Genomic DNA, 15,737 nt, shown 5'->3' on the forward strand with positions numbered 1-15,737 from the left:
CTGACGCACACCACTCATGGACGGTTCTCAAAGTCCCCAGCTCATTGATCCCGTGCCGAACGGGGGAGAGCCACGATGACTGCCTGGTTGTTGCTCGGCCTTGCCGTGCTCCTCATCCTCGCCTGCGGTGTGTTCGTCGCGGCGGAGTTCGCGTTGGTGACCGTCGACCGCAACGCGGTCGACAAGGCCGCCGCGGCCGGTGACGCCGGCGCGATCGGCGTGCAGAAGGCCCTGCGGTCCCTGTCGACCCAGCTCTCCGGGGCACAGGTCGGCATCACGGTCACGAACCTCGCCATCGGTTTCCTGGCCGAGCCCGCGATCGCCGAGCTGATCCGCGACCCGCTCGGCGCCATGGGGCTGCCCGACGGTGCCGTCCACCCGACGGCGATCGGCTTCGCGTTGGCACTGAGCACGGCGCTGACGATGATCTTCGGAGAGCTGGTCCCCAAGAACCTCGCGATCGCGATGCCCCTCGAGACGGCCCGGGCCACGGCCCGTCTGCAGCGCGGCTTCACGACCGCCATGAAGTACCCGATCCGGGTGCTGAACGGATCGGCGAACGTGCTGGTGCGTCGCCTCGGCATCGAGCCGCAGGAGGAGCTGCGCTCGGCCCGCAGCACCAACGAGCTGGCCTCGTTGATCGCCCGGTCCGCCGACCAGGGCACCCTCGACCCCGACACCGCCGAGCTGATGGAGCGCTCCGTGGAGTTCGGCACGCGCACCGCCGGCGAGATCATGACGCCGCGGGTGCGCACGACCAGTGTCGAGGCCACCGACCGGGCGAGCACGGTGATCGAGCTGGCCCGCGGCACCGGCCACTCCCGCTTCCCGGTGCTCGACGACGCCGACGCCGTGGTCGGCACGGTGCACGTGAAGCACGCCGTGGCCCTGCCGCTGCACGAGCGGGCCACGACCCGCATCAAGCACATCATGGTGAAGCCGATCGTGGTTCCCGACTCCCTCAAGCTCGACCCGCTGCTGGCGCTGCTGCGCCGTGACGGGTTCCAGATGGCCGTCGTCCTCGACGAGTACGGCGGCCAGGCGGGCATCGTGACCCTCGAGGACGTCGTCGAGGAGATCGTCGGCGACATCTCCGACGAGCACGACCGCCTCGGTGCGCGGGTGCGCCAGCGACGCGACGGCACGTGGTCGCTGAGCGGCCTGCTCCGGCCCGACGAGGTCGAGGACGTCACCGGGGTCGACCTGCCCGCCAACGAGGACTACGACACCATCGCCGGCCTCGTGCTGCGCGAGCTCGGCCGCATCCCGGTCGCCGGTGACGTCGCCGAGGTGCCGCTCCCGGTCGAGCTCGACGACGATGACGACGAGCTGCCGCGGAAGATCGCGGTGCTGAAGGTCGAGCACATGGACGGACTGCGGGTCGACCGGATCCGGCTCTCGGTCCGGACCGAGGAGGTGCACGATGGGTGACCTCACCGGAGTCGTGATCGCCGTGGTGCTGCTGGGCTTCAACGCGTTCTTCGTCGGTGCCGAGTTCGCGCTCGTCTCCGCACGGCGCACGCAGATCGAGCCCCGCGCCCAGGCCGGGTCCTCCGTGGCGCGGACCACGCTGCGGGCCATGGAGAACGTCTCCCTGATGATGGCCGGCGCCCAGTTGGGCATCACGATCTGTTCGCTCGGCCTCGGTGCCGTCGGTGAGCCGGCGGTGGCGCACCTGCTCGAGCCCGGTTTCCACGCCCTCCACGTGCCGGAGAACCTGCTCCACCCGGTGTCGTTCGTGGTGGCGATGACCATCGTGGTCTACCTCCACGTCGTCCTCGGAGAGATGGTTCCCAAGAACATCGCGCTGGCCGGACCCGACCGTGCCGCGCTGGTCCTGGGCCCGCCGATGATGGCCATCGTCACCGTGCTGCACCCGATCATCGTGGGCCTCAACTGGATCGCCAACGTCACGCTGCGGCTGCTCCGCGTGGAGCCGAAGGACGAGGTCTCCTCGACCTTCACCCGCGAAGAGGTGGCCGCGCTGGTCGAGGAGTCACGCGGTGAAGGACTGCTCGCCGACGAGGAGTACGACCGGCTGGCCGGCGCCCTCGGGTTCACCGAGCGGTCGATGGAGTCGGTGCTGCTGCCGATGGCCGAGCTCAGCACCCTGCCCCGCGGCTGTACGGCGGCCGACGTGGAGGACCTCTGTGCCGCCACGGGCTACTCCCGCTTCCCGATCTGCGACAGCGAGGGCGAGCCGATCGGCTACCTCCACATCAAGGACGTGCTCGAGACCGACCCGCGTCGGCGTACCCGCGTGATCGACGACAAGTGGATCCACGCCTTCGCGACGGTCCGTCCCGACGACGTCCTGCACGACGCACTCGAGACACTGCAGCGCAAGGGCGCACACATGGCCCGCGTGGTCGACACCGAGGGCCGCACGCTCGGGTTGGCCACCATGGAGGACGTGCTCGAGGAACTCGTCGGCGAGATCCGCGATGCCGCACACCTCGAAGACACCCCCGGCCAGTTAGGGTGACATCCGGCAACCCCACGGCGAGAGATGGTCACGGAGAAGTGCAGGACGAACAGCGCACCTCACGCGTCTGGACGGTGCCCAACATACTGAGCATGGCGCGGCTCCTCGGAGTCCCGCTGTTCCTCTGGCTGGTGCTGGGTCCCGAAGAGGACGAATGGGCGATCGCCGTCCTGATGGTCTCCGGGGTGACCGACTGGCTCGACGGCTACCTGGCCCGCAAGCTCGACCAGCGCTCGACCCTGGGCGAGATCCTCGACCCGGTGGCCGACCGGCTCTACATCCTGGCCGTGGTGATCGGTCTGGCCCTGCGCGACATCATCCCGTGGTGGCTGGCGCTCCTGCTGCCGCTGCGTGACCTCCTGCTCTGGGGACTGGTGCCGTTCCTGCGCACGCGCGGTTACAGCGCGCTGCCCGTGCACTTCCTGGGCAAGGCGGCCACCTTCAACCTGCTCTACGCCTTCCCGTTGATCCTGCTGGGCCACGGTGACAGCACCGTGGCGACGCTGGCCGACGTCTTCGGATGGGCGTTCGCGATCTGGGGGATCGGCCTCTACTGGTGGGCCGGCGTGCTCTACGCCTGGCAGGTGCGCAAGCTGCTGAAGGAGACCGACCGAAGGGCCCCGGTGCCCGATGGCTGAGCGTCGCCCCGCCACCGCACCCGAGCCCGGCAAGACCCTGCCGGAGCACGTCACCCTGCCCCTGCTGAGCCTGATCACCCGGCAGAGCATGGACGGCGACTACCAGCACGTCGCCGAACGCCGCAAGGCCGACGGCGAGGAGCGCGCGGGCCGACGCATCACCCGCAACACCGCCCTGGTGGTCGCCCTGTTCGGCCTGATGATCGTGATCGCCGCCGTACAGACCTCACGGGACGCCGCCGCGACCGAGGAGGGGCGGCAGGAGCTGATCCGGCAGATCAGTCTGGAGCGCTCCGACCTCGGAGACGCCCAGGACACCATCAGCGACCTGCGCGCCACCAACGGCGACCTCAGTGAGCGGGCCGACGACCTCGAACGCCTCGAGGGCAGCGTCACGCGGCGACTGCTCCAGGCCCGCGGGGCCAGTGGGTTCGCACCCGTGCGCGGCCCCGGCGTCCGGATCACCGTCGACAACTCACCCGACGGCACCGACGACGGACGGGTGCGTGACGAAGACCTGGCCATGCTCATCGACGGGCTCTGGGTGGCCGGGGCCGAGGCGATCTCGATCAACGGCCAGCGGTTGACCAGCATCAGCAGCATCCGCAGCGTGGGTGACGCCATCCATGTGCGCACCCAGCCGCTCAAGCCGCCGTACGAGATCCTGGCCGTCGGCGACCCCAACACCTTGCAGGCCCTGTTCGCCGAGTCGCGGCCCGGGCTCCAGTGGATCTCCTTGCGCAACACCTTCGGCTTCGAGTTCGAGATCGAGAACTCGACCTCCGACCTGTCCCTCCCGGCGAGCCGACGGGCGCTCCTGCGTTCCGCACGTGTCGCCGAACCCGAACCACTCAACAAGAAGGAGGCCATTCCGTGATCGCAGCACTCGGACTGCTCGTCGGAATCGTGGCAGGGCTCATCCTCCAGCCCGACGTGCCCCTGTGGCTCGAGCCCTACCTGCCGATCGCGGTGGTGGCCGCCCTGGACGCCGTCTTCGGTGGCCTGCGCGCCTACCTCGACGGCATCTTCGACGACAAGGTGTTCGTCGTGTCGTTCTTCAGCAACGTCGTCATCGCCGCGGCGATCGTGTTCCTCGGCGACAAGCTCGGGGTCGGCGGCCAGCTCTCCACCGGCGTCATCGTGGTCCTGGGCATCCGCATCTTCTCCAACGTCGCGGCGATCAGGCGGCACGTCTTCCATGCCTGAGAAGAAGCCGCCGCCAGGCAAGGGTGGGGCCGACAAGGCCCGTCCCACCAAGCCCGCGCCCGCCAAGCCCGCGCCCGCCAAACCCGCGCCTGACACGGCTGCGCCCGGGACCGCCGCGCCCGACCCGGCCCGACCCGATCCGCGCGAGCGCATCCGGGCCGCGTTCATGGCGCGACCGTCCCGCGGGCAGGTGCTGGTCGCCGTACTCCTGGCCGCGGTCGGCTTCGCCGCGATGACCCAGGTGCAGAACAACGAGCGCGACGACGACTACACCGGGCTGCGCCAGTCCGACCTGATCCGCGTGTTCGACGGCCTGTCGGCGAGCCAGCAGCGCGCGGAGAACGAGATCGACCGGCTCACCGGAATCCGCGACGACCTGCAGGACGAGTCGTCCAGCCGCGAGGCCGCCCTCGACCAGGCCCGCCAGGACACCGAGGTCTACGGCATCCTGGCCGGGACGCTGCCCGCCACCGGCCCCGGCGTACGCATCACGATCACCGACGACGAGGGCAAGGTGGGCTCCGAGATCCTGCTCGACGCCCTCCAGGAGCTGCGGGCCGCAGGTGCCGAGGTGCTCGAGTTCAACGACCGGGTGCGGGTGATCGCGCAGAGCTCCATCGAGGAGACCTCTGCGGGCATCGAGATCGACGGCCAACTGCTCGAGGCTCCGTACGTCATCGACGTGATCGGTGAGCCGACCACCCTCGCGGGCTCACTCGACTTCCCGGACGGCCCGACGGAGGCGGTCGAGGAGAGCGGCGGCACCGTCACGTTCGAGGAGTTGGAGAGCGTCGACATCGAGAGCGTCGTGGATTCCTCGGAGGGGGACTTCGCAGAGCCCCGCGAGGGCCAGTAGCGTTCCACCGAACCCAGCACCACGCACCACCCACCGCAGAGCACCACCCACCCAAGACACCGCGACAGCAGGGAGACCCCCATGTACCCCGAGGACCTGAAGTACAGCAGCGAGCACGAGTGGGTGCGGCAGCCCGGCGAGACCGAAGGGTCGGTGCGCATCGGCATCACGCACTTCGCCCAGGACGCGCTCGGCGACATCGTCTACGCGTCGCTTCCCGAGCTGGGCGAGACCATCGCCGCGGGCACCACGGTGGGCGAGCTGGAGTCGACCAAGTCCGTCAGCGACGTCTACTCGCCGGTGACCGGTGAGGTGGTTGCCCGCAACGAGGCCCTCGACGCCACCCCCGAGCTGGTCAACTCCGACCCGTACGGCGACGGCTGGCTGTTCGAGGTCGCCGTCGGCGACACCGCCGAGATCGACGGGCTCATGGACGCCAAGGCGTACCAGGCCTCACTCGACGGCTGATAGGTTGGAAACCGTCAACCTCGACCAAGTGTTGAGGGTTCGTGGATCGATGACCGGGAGGGTTGTACATGCCGTTCTGCACTAGCTGTGGCAAGCAGAACCCGGAGGACGCACGGTTCTGTGCCCAGTGCGGCCACCGCCTCGTGAGCGAGGAGCCGCAGGACCACGCGGAGAGCCCGGTGGAGTCGACCGCGACCATCACCTTCGGTGCTCCCGAGAAGGCCGAGACCGACGAACGCTCGCTCAACCCGGCGGAGTCCGCCGCGGTCGACGCACTGCCGGTCGGCCACGCCCTCCTGGTGGTCCAGCGCGGACCCAGTGCCGGGTCGCGCTTCCTGCTCGACACCGACCTGGTCAGTGCCGGTCGTCACCCCGAGAGCGAGATCTTCCTCGACGACGTGACGGTGTCGCGTCGCCATGCGGAGTTCCGACGGGTCGACGAGGGCTACTCGGTCTCCGACGTCGGCAGCCTCAACGGCACCTACGTCAACCGTGACCGGATCGACGAGGTGACACTCCAGGACGGCGACGAGGTCCAGATCGGCAAGTACCGCCTCGTGTTCTTCGCCGGCCACGAATCCGTGAACGGCTGACCGATGGCGACGCCAGCTGCTTCACAGCGTCGCCGGATGAACATCGGGGAGGTCCTCTCCCAGTTGAGTGGCGACTTCCCCGGCATCTCCCACTCGAAGATCCGGTTCCTCGAGGACAAGGGCCTCATCGACCCGGAACGCACGTCGGCCGGCTACCGAAAGTTCTCCGCCCACGACGTCGAGCGCCTGCGCTACGTCCTGCGGATGCAGCGCGACCACTACCTGCCGCTCAAGGTCATCGGGGAGCACCTCGACGCCATGGACCGCGGCCTCGAGCCGCCGGCCATCGAGGAGGTCGGGCCGCGGGTGCCGAAGGTGGCACTGGCCAACGACGGGCTGCCGTCCGTGGACTCGTTCCGGGCCAGCTCCGACCTGCGCATCTCGCGCCGCGAGCTGCTCAAGGTGGCCGAGATCGACGAGGACCTCCTCGCCCAGCTGGAGACCTACGGACTCGTCGCCGCCGGCCGCACCGGCCATTTCGACGCCGACGACCTCGTGGTCGCCAAGACCGCCTCAGAGCTCGCCGGCTTCGGATTCGAGCCCCGCCACCTGCGCGCGTTCAAGACCGCTGCCGACCGCGAGGTGGGCCTGGTGGAGCAGGTCATCGCGCCGCTGCGACGCGGTCGTGACGCCTCCGCACAGGCCCGCGCCGAGGAGGCCGTGGCCGAGATCGCAGCGCTCTCGGTGAAGCTGCACGCCACCCTGGTCAAGGCCGGCCTGCAGTCCTGACGGACTGCCACACCGGCTGCGGCGCGCGACCCACCGCAAGGCGAGTAGGGTTGCTGCATGCGTGAAGTGGATGTCATCGGAGTCAGGGTCGAGATGCCGTCGAACCAGCCGATCGTCCTGCTCCGGGAGGCGTCGGGGGAGCGTTACCTCCCGATCTGGATCGGTGCGGTCGAGGCGACGGCGATCGCGTTCGCCCAACAGGGCGTCGTGCCCCCGCGACCGCTGACCCACGACCTGATGAAGACCATCCTCGAAGAGACCGGCAACCCGTTGGCCGAGGTGCGGATCACCGAGATGCAGGGCGGTGTCTTCTACGCGATCCTGGCCTTCGAGTCGGGGCTCGAGGTGAGCGCGCGTCCTTCCGACTCGATCGCGCTGGCGCTGCGCACCGGCACCCGCATCGTCTGCGCCGAGGACGTCCTCGAGGAAGCTGGTCTCGCCGTGCCCGAGGAGCAGGAGGACGAGGTCGAGCGGTTCCGCGAGTTCCTCGACCACGTGACGCCCGAAGACTTCGAGAGCGGCGACCAGAACGAGGGCTGAACCCTCACCCTCAATCTGAGGTTTAGGGTTGCGACACGCGGCCCAGCAGATTGACCACCCTCAGGCGGGGGCCTACCTTGGAGTGTCTTCGTTGTAACTCCACCGTTGTGGTTGACCCCGGCTCGACTGCCTGGTTGATCCTGACGACCTTCCCCCGCCGGGGTTACGCTGAACGAAGTATCTGACCGGAGGGTCGACGTGGCATCAAACGAAACCGGATCGGCGGACAGGCAGTCCGCCGAACACGAGGTGGCAGCCGGCATGGCCGATGAGCAGGGACTGCTCTTCACCGATGACGTCTCGCCGCTGCCCAGTGACCAGGGCTACCGCGGTCCGACGGCGTGCAACGCCGCAGGCATCACCTACCGCCAGCTCGACTACTGGGCCCGCACCGGTCTCGTCGAGCCCACCGTGCGCGGTGCGACCGGCTCCGGCACCCAGCGCCTCTACAGCTTCCGCGACATCCTGATCCTCAAGGTGATCAAGCGCCTCCTCGACGCCGGCATCTCGCTCCAGCAGATCCGCACGGCCGTCCAGCACCTGCGCGAGCGCGGCACCGACGACCTGACCCGCGTCACGCTGATGAGCGACGGCGCCTCGGTCTACGAGTGCACCAGCAACGACGAGGTCATCGACCTGCTCCAGGGCGGCCAGGGTGTCTTCGGCATCGCCATCGGCGGTGTCTGGCGCGAGATCGAAGGCTCGCTCGCCGCACTGCCCAGCGAACGCGCTGCCGACCCCGCCGCCGAGAGCACCAGTGCGGCCGACGAACTCGCCGCCCGCCGCGCGGCACGCAAGATCGGCTGACCCAGCCCGATCCCACACCCTCCGGTCCGGCCCGCCACACTCGATGTGGCGGGNGGGTGGCTGCCAAGGCCGGGATCCGTCGCGCCGGTGATAGGTTTGCCGCGCTGACAATCCCGCACGGGAGAGTCTTCTCGGCTGCCGGCTGGTGGTCGTGGAGCGCCGAAGGGGCAACCCCTCCCCGGAACCTCTCAGGCGCCAAGGACCGTGCGGGCTGGCGACTCTGGAGTGGCGCGCGCACCCTGCGCGCGATGACAGAGGGGGAGGTGGGGTGTGCAACCGCATTCCCCCTGCCAGCCACTTGGAGTCCACGTGTCAGACCGCCAGACGCTCGCCGATCTCGACAACGCGCTGCCGTTCACCGAGCGCCACATCGGCCCGCAGGCCGACGAGATCGAGACGATGCTCGCCCGCCTCGGCTACGCCGGCCTCGACGAGCTGATGAGTGCCGCGGTGCCCGGAGGCATCCGCAGCGCCGCTGAGCTCGAGCTGCCGACCGCCGCGACCGAGTCGGCCGTCGCCAAGGAGCTGCGCGAACTGGCGGCCAGCAACCGGCCCGCGGAATCGTTGATCGGGCTGGGTTACCACGGCACCATCACCCCTCCGGTCGTACGCCGCAACGTGCTCGAGGACCCGAGCTGGTACACCGCCTACACGCCGTACCAGCCGGAGATCTCGCAGGGCCGGCTCGAGGCCCTGATCAACTTCCAGACCATGGTCGGTGACCTGACCGGCCTGCCCACCGCCAACTCGTCCCTGCTCGACGAGGGCACCGCGGCCGCCGAGGCTATGACCCTGGTCCGCCGGGCGAACAAGAAGGCAAAGGGCCCGTTCGTCGTCGACGCCGACGCGCTGCCGCAGACCATCGAGGTGGTCCGCACCCGCGCCGAGGCGATGGGCATCGAGGTCGTCGTCGCCGACCTGGCCGAGGGCCTCCCCGACGGTGACCTGTGCGGCGTGCTCGTGCAGTACCCCGGAGCCTCGGGTCGCGTGCTCGACCCTCGCGCGGTCATCGAGGAGACCCACGCCCGCAACGGCCTGGCCGTCGTGGCTGCCGACCTGCTCGCCCTGACCCTCCTCGAGTCGCCCGGCGAGCTCGGGGCCGACGTGGCCGTCGGCTCCTCCCAGCGCTTCGGGGTGCCGCTGTTCTACGGCGGCCCGCACGCCGGCTTCATGGCGGTCAAGGCCGGGCTCGAGCGCCACCTGCCCGGCCGCCTGGTCGGTGTGTCCGTCGACGCCGAAGGGCGCCCGGCGTACCGCCTGGCCCTCCAGACCCGTGAGCAGCACATCCGCCGCGACAAGGCCACCTCCAACATCTGCACCGCCCAGGTGCTGCTCGCCGTGGCCGCGTCGATGTACGCCGTCTACCACGGCCCCGCCGGCCTCAAGGCGATCGCGACCCGTGCCCACCGCTACGCGACGGTGATCGCGGCCGCGCTGGCCGGCGCAGGCGTGGAGGTCGTGCACTCCGACTTCTTCGACACCCTGACCGTGCGGGTGCCGGGCAGGGCCGCCGAGGTGATCGCCTCCGCACGCGCCCTCGGCCTGCACCTGCGCCACATCGACGACGACCACATCGGCCTGACCACCTCCGAGACCACGACCCGCTCGACGGTCACCAGCGTGCTGAAGGCGTTCGGCGCCCCGGGCGATCTCGACGCGCTCGACCGCGCGACGGACGACGCACTGCCTGCCGGCCTGCTCCGCGAGACCGGCTACCTCGACCACGAGGTGTTCAACACCCACCACAGCGAGACCGCGATGCTGCGCTACCTGCGCAAGCTCTCGGCCCGTGACTACGCGCTCGACCGCGGCATGATCCCGCTGGGCTCGTGCACGATGAAGCTCAACGCGACCACTGAGATGGAGCCGATCAGCCTGCCCGGCTTCGCCGACCTGCACCCGTTCGCCCCGGCCGCAGACGCCGCGGGCTACCAGCGCCTGGTCAACGACCTCGAGGGCTGGCTGGCCGAGGTGACCGGTTACGACCGGGTGTCGATCCAGCCCAACGCCGGCTCGCAGGGCGAGCTGGCCGGACTGCTCGCGATCCGTGGTTTCCACCGCGCCAACGGCCAGGCCGAGCGCGACATCTGCCTGATCCCGTCGTCGGCCCACGGCACCAACGCGGCCTCCGCCGTGATGGCCGGCATGCGCGTCGTGGTCGTCAAGGCCGCCGACGACGGCTCGATCGACCTCGACGACCTGCGCGCCCAGTGCGAGGAGCACTCCGACGACCTCGCCGCGATCATGGTGACCTACCCGTCGACCCACGGCGCCTACGAGGACTCCATCACCGACCTCACCAAGCTCGTGCACGACCACGGCGGCCAGGTGTACGTCGACGGCGCCAACCTCAACGCGCTCCTCGGCTACGCCAAGCCGGGCGAGTTCGGCGGCGACGTGTCGCACCTCAACCTGCACAAGACCTTCTGCATCCCGCACGGCGGTGGCGGTCCCGGGGTCGGCCCGGTCGCCGTGCGTGCGCACCTGGCGCCGTACCTCCCCTCGCACGGGCAGCACCCGGTCGAGGCGATGCGCTCCGGCATCGGCGCGATCAGCGCCGCGCCGTACGGCTCGGCCGGCATCCTGCCGATCTCGTGGGCCTACATCCGGTTGATGGGCGGCGCCGGGCTCACCCGCGCCACCGCGGTGGCGGTCCTCGCGGCCAACTACGTCGCCGCTCGACTCGGCGAGCACTACCCGGTGCTCTACAAGGGCCACGGCGGGCTGGTCGCCCACGAGTGCATCCTCGACCTGCGCGGCCTCACCAAGGACAGCGGCGTCAGTGTCGACGACGTCGCCAAGCGCCTGATCGACTACGGCTTCCACGCGCCGACCATGTCGTTCCCGGTCGCCGGAACCCTGATGGTCGAGCCGACCGAGTCCGAGGACCTCGCCGAGATCGACCGGTTCTGCGACGCGATGATCGCGATCCGCGAGGAGATCGCGCGCGTCGAGGCAGGGGAGTGGACCCCTGAGAACTCGCCGCTTCGTGGTGCCCCGCACACCTCGCGCGCGCTGGTCGCTGACTGGGACCGCGCCTACTCCCGCGAGCAGGCGGTCTTCCCGACCGGCCCCGACCCCGACAAGTACTGGCCGCCGGTGGCCCGCATCGACCAGGCGTACGGCGACCGCAACCTGGTCTGCGCGTGCCCGCCGCCGGAGGCGTTCGCCGAGGTCGCCGAATGAGCCTGCCGGTCCGGCCGGTCGAGGCGGTGACCGCGCGTCGCCTGTTGGCGAAGATCGCGCACGTCCAGGTCAACGGTCGCCTGCCCTCGATCGTGGCAGGCGTCGTCCGTGACGGCGCCCTGGTGTGGTGCGACGGGTACGGCGACGTGCCGGGTGAGCCCGCCGACGTGCAGTACAAGATCGGCTCGATCACCAAGACGCTGACCGCAGTGCTGATCCTGCAGCTCGTCGACGAGGGGTCCCTGTCGCTGGAGGACACCGCTGGCTCGGTGCTGGGCGACGTCGGCTACGGCGACCGCACGATTCGCGGCCTGCTCGCGCACAACTCCGGCATGCAGGCCGAGCCCAACGGCTCGTGGTGGGAGCGCAGCCCCGGGCTCTCGTTCGACGAGCTCGCGGCCGCCAACGCCGACTCCGCGGGCGTCCTCCCGGTCGGGCAGCAGTTCCACTACACGAACCTCGCCTACGGCCTGCTCGGCGAGGTCGTCGCCCGGCTGCGTGGTGACACCTGGTGGTCCAACGTGCAGTCCCGCATCCTCAAGCCGCTCGGCATGACGCGGACGTCGTACCAGGCCGAGGGCGTCCACGCACAGGGCACCAGCATCGATCCCTACTCCGGCGAGGCGACCGACGAGCCGCACCCCGACACCGGTGCGATGGCGCCAGCGGGCCAGCTCTGGAGCACGGTCACCGACCTGGCGACGTACTGCAGCTTCCTGCTCGAGGGTCACCCCGACGTGCTCTCGAAGGAGCGGCTCGAGACGGCCTACATCCCGCAGTCCGGCGCCCTCGCCTCGGGCCTCGCGTCCGGTCACGGCCTGGGCTTCCAGATGCACCGCGGCGGCTCGGGCACCCTGGTCGGCCACACCGGCTCGATGCCCGGCTTCGTGGCGACCTGCTTCGTCGACCGGGTGCGCCGCACCGGCGTGGTCGGCTTCGCCAACGCGATGAGCGGCATGCCCGCGGACTCGCTGGCCACCACACTGCTCGAGGAGCTCGAGGCGAGCGAGCCGACCTTGCCGCAGGCGTGGCGCCCGTCGACCGACGTGCCCGCGGAGGTGCGCGAGGTGCTCGGCGTGTGGCACTGGGGACCCAAGATGTTCGTGTTCCGCTGGGAGCACGACGAGCTGGTGGTCTCCAGGGACGGCGTGGTCGCCTACCGCTATCGCCTGCTCGACGGTTCGTTGGTCGGCACTGCCGGCTACCAGATGGGGGAGACGCTCCGGGTGGTGCGCAACGACGACGGCTCGGTCAACCACCTCGACCTGGCCACGTTCATCTTCACGCGCACGCCGTACGACCCGAACGCGCCGATTCCCGGCGGGCTTCCGTAGTCTCGAACCGGGCCCGGCCATGTCGTTTGCGAACGGGCACGGCCGCCGACAGGGTGGTCGCCATGACCCTCGCCGACCAGTTCCCGCCGTTCGGGCTCCGCATCCACTGTGGTGAACTCGAGCTGGTGCCGATCACGGACGACGTGATCCCCGGCCTGGTGGAGCTCGCGCTCGACGGAATCCATGCCCCCGACGCCATGCCGTTCTACGTGCCGTGGAGCACCGCGCCGCGCGAGGAGCTGGGCCGCAACATGGCGCAGTTCTACTGGCAGGGTCGCGCGACCTTCTCGCCTGCCGCCTGGTCGCTGCACCTGGCGGTGCGCCACTCCGGCGAGCTGGTCGGCTGCCAGGACGTCTCCACGCGCGACTTCGCCGTGACGCGCACGGCTGAGACCGGGTCGTGGCTGGCGTCGAAGCACCAGGGGCACGGCATCGGGACACGCATGCGCCAGACGATCCTCGCCTTCGCGTTCGACGAGCTCGGCGCCACCGAGATGACGTCGGGCGCCTTCACCGACAACCCGGCCTCGCTCGCGGTCAGCCGCAAGGTCGGCTACCGGCCCAACGGTGTCGAGCGCCGGCAACGGCGACCGGGTGAGCTGGCGCAGGTGCAGCGCCTCATCGTCGGCCCCGACGACTTCAGGCGCGGCGAGCCGATCACCGTGACCGGCATCGAGGCGTTCCGCTCGTTCATCGGGCTCGACCAGGCCGACAGGTGAGTGTCTTGACGCCCGGCTTGCTCAGGCTGGCGGCGGCAGGTCGGCGCGCTCGGCATCGGGAGGCAACGCGGGCGGGGCTTTCGAGCGGTAGACGTGTCCGGTGGGCGTGATGAACTCGACCTCGTGACCCCCCGGTCGCGGATCGCTCACCCTGGTGCGCCATTCGGGTGCTTCCTTGGCCAGGTTGTGGCCCTCGCAGAGCCCCTGCCCGTTGACCCGCGTGCTCTCGCCCCCGTCGGCGTGGCGCACAGGGTGGTCGATGTCGTCGATGAGTCGCTCACAGCCCGGCATGCGGCATTCCTGATCGCGATCGCGGATGAAGGCCTTGTCGGCTTCGGTGTGCCGGCGGCGCCTGGGATCGCGGTCGGTGGCGACACCGGTGACCGGGTCGGTGAAGATGCGGCGCAACCACACGGGCGCACCAGGCTGGTTGGCGAGATCGCGCGCCGTCTGCGCGGGCACGGGCATTCCGTCGTTCATGCGGGCCGGGCGATCGGAGAAGCCGAGCAGGGTGTCGGGGGTCATCACGAGACCCACCTCGACGGGCACCAGTTCGGCCGACTTCTGGCCGGTGAGCCGCTCGACGAACAGGTCGGCCATCAGCTGGTTGATCGTGCGCAGGTCGCCGCCGGCCTTGATCGCCTCGGCCGAGGCCTTGAGGTTGGCGTAGACGGAAACGCCCTTGGCCACCGGTAGCAGCCCGGTCACGTAGGTCATCGTGTTCGGGGTCGGGCGGATCGTCACCCTGCGCTGCTGCGCCGACTTCGCGGCGCGGCGCACGGCGGCCTTGGGGTCGAGCTCGTTGCCGAGGGCACGTGCCCGGTCGCCGGCTCGACGCGGTGTGAGGCCGAGGACCTCGGGGCTGAAGACCTCGCCCGTCTTCGTGTCGACGGTCGTGGCGCACAGCGACTGGTCGACAGCGGCGCGGTCCTTGAACTTGAGGATCGCGGTCTCCTTGACCAACAGGGTCGCGACCCACTCGCTGATCTGCCCGCGCGTCAGGAGGTCATGGGTGTGAGGCATCTCGGCCATCGCCTTCGCGAAGCCAAGGTGACGTGAGCCGAGTGACGTGGAGCATCCGCGGGCCAGCGCGACCTGGTCGCCGATGCCCCGGCCGAGGTCGCGTTCGATGCGCTCGGCCTTTGCCTCCAGCCCAGCTGCTCTCGCCTCATCGGCGGCGTCGCGCTGCCGAGACAGTTGCGACTGCTCGAACGCCTGCGTGATGCGGGCCTGGGCCGCGGCGGTGGCGGCCTTCAACCGTTCGAGCAGGGTCAGCTGGTCGACCCGGGCGATGTCGTTGCCGGGGCCGTCGAGCTGCGGGTCTCCGTCGAGTCGGGCGATCGCCTCGATCATGTGGTCGAGCATGGCCGGCGCGGCATGCTCGCTCACCCGCAGGACGCCGGGTGCGACCTGTTCGAGGAGCGGAGCTGCCGTGGTTGTCATGTGATCCAGTCAAGCCGTGCCCACTGACAACGGACCCTGGAAACCAGCCCTTGATCCCGAAATGTGAGACAACTCGAGAAGTATTTTTCAGGTCCCGGGCGCTTGCGCTCAGGAGAGGTCGAGACGTGGAAGCGACGGCCAGCGCTGCGATGCCCAGTGCGACCAGCTCTCGAAGGTCCGCGGTGCGGCAGGTAGCGGCTCGCCTGCCACCTCTGCCGCCGTGGGCGGCGTGAAGGACGCCAGAAACCCGTCGTGATCGTCGGAGCTCATCTCATAGGCCGACGTGGTGTCACGCTGCCAACGGACCTCGGCGCGTGCCCTGCGTTCGGCTTCCCCGACCTCGAGGTGGTGAAGCGAGAACGAGGCTTCGGCGCGCGCGGCGACATCCCGGATGGCGTAACGCTCCTCGATCGACCAGCACCCGAAGTCCAGGATCACAGAGAGTCCGCCGCGAAGTGACTGATGGGCGACCCATATGAACCGGCCCTCGAGCAGGGCGCGCTTCTCGGCCTCGTCGGTGTGACCGAAGAGGGGCACCATCCACTCGTCCGGGGTCAGTCGGAGGGCGCCCGTGTCCGCTTCGATCCTGCGGGCCTGTGCCGTCTTCCCGGCTCCGGGCAGGCCGACCATGAGGTGCAGGACGGGAGGAGAAACCATGTCTCGACCCTTGCGCACGCGAGGCTGCGGGGCCACTCACTTTCCGGGGATCCACCCACGGTCGGTGCAGACTGGC

16 protein-coding genes and 1 riboswitch are annotated in these 15,737 nt (G+C 69.9%); of the genes, 14 read left to right on the forward strand and 2 right to left on the reverse strand.

Annotated elements, in window-relative coordinates; genetic code table 11:
• The first annotated feature begins 75 nt into the window (after positions 1-75).
• The 14 genes from ASH02_RS11145 to ASH02_RS11210 all read left to right on the forward strand — a co-directional run bounded on the left by ASH02_RS11145 (position 76) and on the right by ASH02_RS11210 (position 13,561).
• Entirely contained in the window at positions 76-1,431 is a 1,356-nt protein-coding gene (locus ASH02_RS11145; protein ID WP_056677612.1) for a hemolysin family protein, read from the forward strand.
• On the forward strand, positions 1,424-2,485 hold the full coding sequence (locus tag ASH02_RS11150; protein ID WP_056677616.1) for a hemolysin family protein: 1,062 nt from the start codon (positions 1,424-1,426) through the stop codon (positions 2,483-2,485). The genes ASH02_RS11145 and ASH02_RS11150 overlap by 8 nt, the downstream gene beginning before the upstream one ends.
• Positions 2,486-2,577: 92 nt before the next feature.
• Positions 2,578-3,123 (forward strand): CDP-alcohol phosphatidyltransferase family protein, encoded by a 546-nt coding sequence (locus tag ASH02_RS11155; protein ID WP_235530117.1) that lies wholly within the window; start codon positions 2,578-2,580, stop codon positions 3,121-3,123.
• Positions 3,116-4,000, forward strand: coding sequence for a DUF881 domain-containing protein (locus tag ASH02_RS11160; RefSeq protein ID WP_056677624.1), 885 nt, complete (start codon positions 3,116-3,118; stop codon positions 3,998-4,000). The genes ASH02_RS11155 and ASH02_RS11160 overlap by 8 nt, the downstream gene beginning before the upstream one ends.
• Positions 3,997-4,329, forward strand: a complete 333-nt coding sequence (locus tag ASH02_RS11165) for a small basic family protein (RefSeq protein WP_056677626.1) — start codon at positions 3,997-3,999, stop codon at positions 4,327-4,329. Before ASH02_RS11160 ends, ASH02_RS11165 begins: the two co-directional genes overlap by 4 nt.
• Entirely contained in the window at positions 4,322-5,185 is an 864-nt protein-coding gene (locus ASH02_RS11170; protein ID WP_235532498.1) for a DUF881 domain-containing protein, read from the forward strand. The genes ASH02_RS11165 and ASH02_RS11170 overlap by 8 nt, the downstream gene beginning before the upstream one ends.
• A gap of 81 nt (positions 5,186-5,266) precedes the next feature.
• The gene (gene gcvH, locus ASH02_RS11175; protein WP_056677629.1) at positions 5,267-5,653 is read left to right on the forward strand and encodes a glycine cleavage system protein GcvH; all 387 of its coding nucleotides are present in this window, start codon (positions 5,267-5,269) and stop codon (positions 5,651-5,653) included.
• Positions 5,654-5,721: 68 nt separating this feature from the next.
• Positions 5,722-6,246 (forward strand): FHA domain-containing protein, encoded by a 525-nt coding sequence (locus ASH02_RS11180; protein ID WP_056677631.1) that lies wholly within the window; start codon positions 5,722-5,724, stop codon positions 6,244-6,246.
• A 36-nt stretch (positions 6,247-6,282) separates the two neighbouring features.
• Positions 6,283-6,975: a transcriptional regulator FtsR gene (gene ftsR / locus ASH02_RS11185; protein WP_056677634.1), complete on the forward strand. Its 693-nt coding sequence runs from the start codon at positions 6,283-6,285 to the stop codon at positions 6,973-6,975.
• Positions 6,976-7,032: 57 nt separating this feature from the next.
• Positions 7,033-7,515 (forward strand): bifunctional nuclease family protein, encoded by a 483-nt coding sequence (locus ASH02_RS11190; RefSeq protein ID WP_056677637.1) that lies wholly within the window; start codon positions 7,033-7,035, stop codon positions 7,513-7,515.
• A 261-nt stretch (positions 7,516-7,776) separates the two neighbouring features.
• Positions 7,777-8,322, forward strand: a complete 546-nt coding sequence (locus ASH02_RS11195; RefSeq protein WP_056677640.1) for a MerR family transcriptional regulator — start codon at positions 7,777-7,779, stop codon at positions 8,320-8,322.
• Between the two features lie 108 nt (positions 8,323-8,430).
• Positions 8,431-8,537: riboswitch (glycine riboswitch) on the forward strand.
• Positions 8,538-8,631: 94 nt separating this feature from the next.
• A complete protein-coding gene (gene gcvP, locus ASH02_RS11200; RefSeq protein ID WP_057294771.1) occupies positions 8,632-11,508 on the forward strand; it encodes an aminomethyl-transferring glycine dehydrogenase in 2,877 nt (958 codons plus the stop codon).
• Complete coding sequence (locus tag ASH02_RS11205) at positions 11,505-12,842, forward strand: serine hydrolase domain-containing protein (RefSeq protein ID WP_056677646.1); 1,338 nt, start codon at positions 11,505-11,507, stop codon at positions 12,840-12,842. Before gcvP ends, ASH02_RS11205 begins: the two co-directional genes overlap by 4 nt.
• A gap of 62 nt (positions 12,843-12,904) precedes the next feature.
• Positions 12,905-13,561, forward strand: coding sequence for a GNAT family N-acetyltransferase (locus ASH02_RS11210; RefSeq protein ID WP_056677649.1), 657 nt, complete (start codon positions 12,905-12,907; stop codon positions 13,559-13,561).
• Positions 13,562-13,582: 21 nt separating this feature from the next.
• On the opposite strand, the gene ASH02_RS11215 is transcribed toward ASH02_RS11210, so the two are convergent.
• Together ASH02_RS11215 and ASH02_RS11220 are read right to left on the reverse strand one after the other, a co-directional pair.
• A complete protein-coding gene (locus tag ASH02_RS11215; protein WP_056677653.1) occupies positions 13,583-15,004 on the reverse strand; it encodes an HNH endonuclease in 1,422 nt (473 codons plus the stop codon).
• A gap of 108 nt (positions 15,005-15,112) precedes the next feature.
• On the reverse strand, positions 15,113-15,661 hold the full coding sequence (locus ASH02_RS11220) for an AAA family ATPase (RefSeq protein WP_082563552.1): 549 nt from the start codon (positions 15,659-15,661) through the stop codon (positions 15,113-15,115).
• Between the last annotated feature and the right edge of the window lie 76 nt (positions 15,662-15,737).

Origin of the sequence: Nocardioides sp. Soil796 (genome assembly GCF_001429525.1) — a bacterium.
GTDB lineage: Bacteria > Actinomycetota > Actinomycetes > Propionibacteriales > Nocardioidaceae > Nocardioides.